Origin of the sequence: Paenibacillus sp. AR247 (genome assembly GCF_002968895.1) — a bacterium.
Taxonomy (GTDB): Bacteria; Bacillota; Bacilli; order Paenibacillales; family Paenibacillaceae; genus Paenibacillus_AQ; species Paenibacillus_AQ favisporus.
Window position 1 is genome coordinate 17,664 of record NZ_PCZT01000005.1, and the last position, 3,961, is coordinate 21,624.

A 3,961-nucleotide genomic window follows, 5' to 3' on the forward strand; every position below is an offset into this window, starting at 1 on the left:
TGGGAGTCGTTGTGCCGTTTGACATGGAACCTGAAATCGTCGATACGGAAATTCCGGTCTCCTACCTGATGGTCGTCGGCAACGTGCCGATGTATTATTACGACAGCAAGGGCACGCCGGTTGGGGAGAACGGGGCCGCGGCGCCAAGCATCGCGCTGCCCGGAGCCGGAGCGCAAAGCCAGCAAGGCGGAAGCCCGGCGGCCGTTACCCCGCCCAGCATCCATCCGGGAGGGGAAAACCCCGGAACAACGGATTCGACGGGCGGGTAACGGGGGAGGCAGGGAAGCACTAAACGGCCCTGGTATAGCGATAAGAAAAAGGGACCTCCCGAACACGCGGTTCAGGAGGATCCCTTTTTCTGTTTCAGCGCTTTGCGCTCTTCCATTTCCCAGCGCCGGAGGGATGGATAAGGGTCGAACGACCATTCGACCAGGCCGCTGTCACGGTAGATGCCGTAGTGCAGGTGCGGAGGGAATTTACCTTGCGTGCCGGGTTTCCCGTAGCCGGAGCTGCCGACCCAGCCGATCGTTTGTCCTGGTGTGACGATATCCCCCTGTTTGATGGACTTTTCAAACCCCTGCAGATGAGCGTAGTAATGGTAATGGTTATCCAAATCCCGGATGCCGATGCGCCAACCGCCGAACGGGTTCCACCCCTTGAGCTCAACTACGCCATAGCAGGTGCTTCGTACGGGAACCCCATAGTTCGCAAAGATGTCCGTGCCTTCATGGATCCGGTAACCTCCCCAGCTCCGCCCGCTTCCCCAGGTCGCTCCGGTACGAGTAGCTATTGCTGATGGGGAGAGGGAAGGCACGGTTGGAACCTTGAAGCCTTTCGTGAACGATACAGTGAAGTGCTGGACCGCTACGACTATATTGTCGGCGATTGGGGCTACAGTCAGCTCCGGCTTAAAGGGTTTTACCGGGATAAGCATCCCAAAGCAACCAAAGACACAGCCATTTCCGGTATGATGGATTACATTAACGAATACTGCAACTTCGGCTGCGCGTACTTTGTACTGCAGAAGAGCCGGGAGTCGCAGCCCAAAGAGAAAACAAAAAGCGGTTCCGTATAGGAGCCGCTTTTTGTTATGAGATCAGAAAGTATAAGTTTCGGAGCTTCTGCTTCCTGATCTCGCAAGAAAAACCTCCTCTAGAAGCGGTCTGTCTTCTTTGAAGGTACGTCGATAGACGTTTTTCTTATGCAACTTGTCATGCACATAAAGTCTTGATGCTGATCTATCCCAGAAATGCTTCCCGCACCCGGTTCCAGAACGGGAACGGGCGGTATCTCGCAAAGCTGACCTTCTCCTTGGCGACCTGGCAGCGAACCGAGATGAGGTCGTCCACCTGCAGGTTGACATGATCGATGTAGAGTAAGAGCCGCTGCTCTTTACGGGAGAAAATGTCGCAGTGATGGTGCTTGGGCAGCAGAAGGGGCGATCCCATCGTCCGGAAGACGCGGTTGTTGATCGAAGCGATCTCCGCGATCTGCAGCGCCTCGATAGTCGGGTGTACCATGGCGCCTCCAAGACTTTTATTATATGCCGTGCTTCCGGATGGCGTAGAGACACAGATCCCGTCGCCGCGGAACATTTCAAAGGTTTGGTCGTTGATGTCCACCTGGGCCACTACCGTTCCGTCGACGCCTTTCAGGGTGAACTCGTTCAAGGCGATATAGGAAGCGTTGCCCGATTTTCTATGAATTTCAAGTTCAAGCAGCGGATATTTGACGATTCGCGGACGAATGGAGCCCGAATTGGCCGCAGAGCTCATCAGTTCGATCAGCTGCGGCAGCTCGTCCGCTTTCCAGTCCGCATAGAATCCCAGATGTCCGGTGTGAACCCCTACGAAGGCAATGTCAGGAATATGGTCAATAAACGTATGAAAGGCATGAAGCATGGTGCCGTCCCCGCCGATGGAAATGACAATCTCCGGTGATTCGGCATCCAGCTGAAATCCCCGTTGCGCCGCAAGCTTATGGAACTGCTCGCTTAAATCCACGGATAACTGATCCCCGCGATCCAGAACATAGTATCTCAAGGGTGTAAGCTCCTTTGTAATGGGTTTATAAGAATCATAAACAATATCGGAGGATAACACAACGTCCATTTCATGTTCCGTGATCAGGAGGTCCGGCGAACGCCGCGCCACAAGGATTGAATCCAGCTGATCAGAAGGGAGAGCACCGTCATCCCGGCCAGCAGGATGCACAACAGGACGAGGCAGTCCCGGATGCCTTGGGCCGAGGCCAGAAAGCCGAAGTTTTGGCTTGCGAAAGCAGGCGCATCGGTATAACGTCCCATCACTGGTTCCCATAAAAACAAAACGAGGAAAGCAGCCACAAAACCATGGATCCGTCGCCGGAGCCGTCGCGGCCGTACCCGTCGAAGATGGAAATGGACCGCGGGTTATGATCGTTCAATTCCGGATTGAACACTCCCGACCAGGCCGGTTCCGTAATGAGGATGCCGGTGAGGCGCTCCGGGTGCTTGCGATCCTTTGGATGGGCTTTGGTCAAGGTCCGTTCGTACTGGTCGATCGCGGCAATCCTGTACCAAGGGATGTTGGTGGCCTTGCTGATCTTCGCATAGAGTGACTTTCTGGACTCCAGGATTTCTGTCCGGCTCAGCTGGTCCAGCGATTTGGCGGCTTGGTTAGGCTCCGGAGCCGCCGGCTCCGCGCCCACCTTGCCGGGAAGGTGAAAGCAGCCCAGCAGCAGCGCTGATGTGAGTACACCTGTCAGCGAACGTTTGAGCCACCGTGTGTGCGGAACAATGTATTTCATCGGTTCTCTACCTCCTGCCAGTTTGATGCAGTCCTCGCTCAATATTCGGACTGGACCGACATAGCCTTAGAGTGAATCAAGAACCTCGAATTTATCCGTGCTTGGAAATGGAAGTATTTTGGCTGATTTCATGATATAATATGGAACATGCAGCAGCTAACCATGATAGCGAAAGAAGGTCAGAACATTGCCTACGAATACCATCAAGGAGCCAAAGCCGGATTGGATTCGCATCAAACTGACAACCGGTGACAATTACCAGGAAATTAAGAGCATGATGCGCTCTAAGACCCTTCACACGGTATGTGAAGAAGCACGTTGCCCTAACATATATGAGTGCTGGGCCAATCGTACCGCCACGTTTATGATTCTCGGCGATATTTGTACGCGGGCCTGCCGTTTTTGTGCAGTAAATACAGGAAAACCGACGGAGCTGGATCTCCAGGAACCGGAACGTGTCGCTGAAGCGGCGGAGAACATGGGTCTGCGCCACTGCGTCATCACCAGTGTGGCCCGGGACGATCTGTCCGACGGCGGTGCGTCTATTTTCGCAGAGTCGATCAAGGCTGTCCGCAAGCGTCTGCCGCTGTGCAGCGTGGAGGTGCTGATTCCGGACTTTATGGGCAATTGGGACGCCCTGAAGACCGTGATGGACGCTAAGCCGGATATTTTGAACCATAACATTGAAACGGTGGAACGCATGTCGAATCGGGTGCGTGCCAAAGCGAAGTATGACCGCTCCCTTGAGCTGCTGCGCAGAGCGAAGGAAATGCAGCCGAACATTCCGACGAAGTCCAGCATCATGCTGGGAGTCGGCGAAGAATGGGATGAAATTTTGCAGGCGATGGACGACCTTCGCGCCGTGGATTGCAACATTATGACGATCGGGCAATATTTGCAGCCTTCTCCGCAGCATTTAAATGTGGTTAAATATTATCATCCGGATGAGTTTGCCGCTCTGAAGGAAGAAGGCATTAAGCGGGGATTCAGCCACGTGGAATCCGGACCGCTTGTGCGCAGCTCCTACCATGCCCATGAGCAGGTACAATCCGCTGCACAGCATAAATAGGCGCCATTATACGATAACCTCAGGCAGAAAGGCAGGGGTAGTTCATTGATTCTGATCGGCGGAAAAATTATGAGGTGCTTAAAGATCATAAAGACGGTTGGAACC

At 54.0% G+C, this 3,961-nt stretch carries 5 protein-coding genes and 2 pseudogenes; 3 read left to right on the forward strand and 4 right to left on the reverse strand.

Translation table 11 applies throughout. The features are described from left to right. A pseudogene (locus tag CPT76_RS38890) lies at positions 1–269 on the forward strand (sporulation protein YunB); the annotation flags it as partial. 71 nt (positions 270–340) lie between these two features. Here the strand turns inward: CPT76_RS38890 and CPT76_RS04065 are convergent. Next, a pseudogene (locus CPT76_RS04065) lies at positions 341–812 on the reverse strand (M23 family metallopeptidase); the annotation flags it as partial. 41 nt (positions 813–853) lie between these two features. Here CPT76_RS04065 and CPT76_RS04070 point away from each other — a divergent pair. Further along, positions 854–1,075 (forward strand): YutD family protein, encoded by a 222-nt coding sequence (locus tag CPT76_RS04070; protein ID WP_105442017.1) that lies wholly within the window; start codon positions 854–856, stop codon positions 1,073–1,075. 163 nt (positions 1,076–1,238) lie between these two features. Here the strand turns inward: CPT76_RS04070 and CPT76_RS04075 are convergent, their stop codons facing one another. The 3 genes from CPT76_RS04075 to CPT76_RS04085 form a co-directional block, all read right to left on the reverse strand. Next, positions 1,239–2,042 carry an NAD kinase gene (locus tag CPT76_RS04075; protein ID WP_076175238.1) on the reverse strand — a complete coding sequence of 268 codons (804 nt, stop codon included), beginning with the start codon at positions 2,040–2,042 and terminating at the stop codon, positions 1,239–1,241. An 83-nt stretch (positions 2,043–2,125) separates the two neighbouring features. After that, positions 2,126–2,305, reverse strand: a complete 180-nt coding sequence (locus CPT76_RS04080; protein WP_105442018.1) for a hypothetical protein — start codon at positions 2,303–2,305, stop codon at positions 2,126–2,128. Further along, positions 2,305–2,787 (reverse strand): hypothetical protein, encoded by a 483-nt coding sequence (locus CPT76_RS04085; protein ID WP_105442019.1) that lies wholly within the window; start codon positions 2,785–2,787, stop codon positions 2,305–2,307. Before CPT76_RS04085 ends, CPT76_RS04080 begins: the two co-directional genes overlap by 1 nt. A gap of 187 nt (positions 2,788–2,974) precedes the next feature. Here CPT76_RS04085 and lipA point away from each other — a divergent pair, with 187 nt between their 5' ends. Further along, positions 2,975–3,856 carry a lipoyl synthase gene (lipA, locus tag CPT76_RS04090; RefSeq protein ID WP_181152681.1) on the forward strand — a complete coding sequence of 294 codons (882 nt, stop codon included), beginning with the start codon at positions 2,975–2,977 and terminating at the stop codon, positions 3,854–3,856. Positions 3,857–3,961 lie beyond the last annotated feature (105 nt).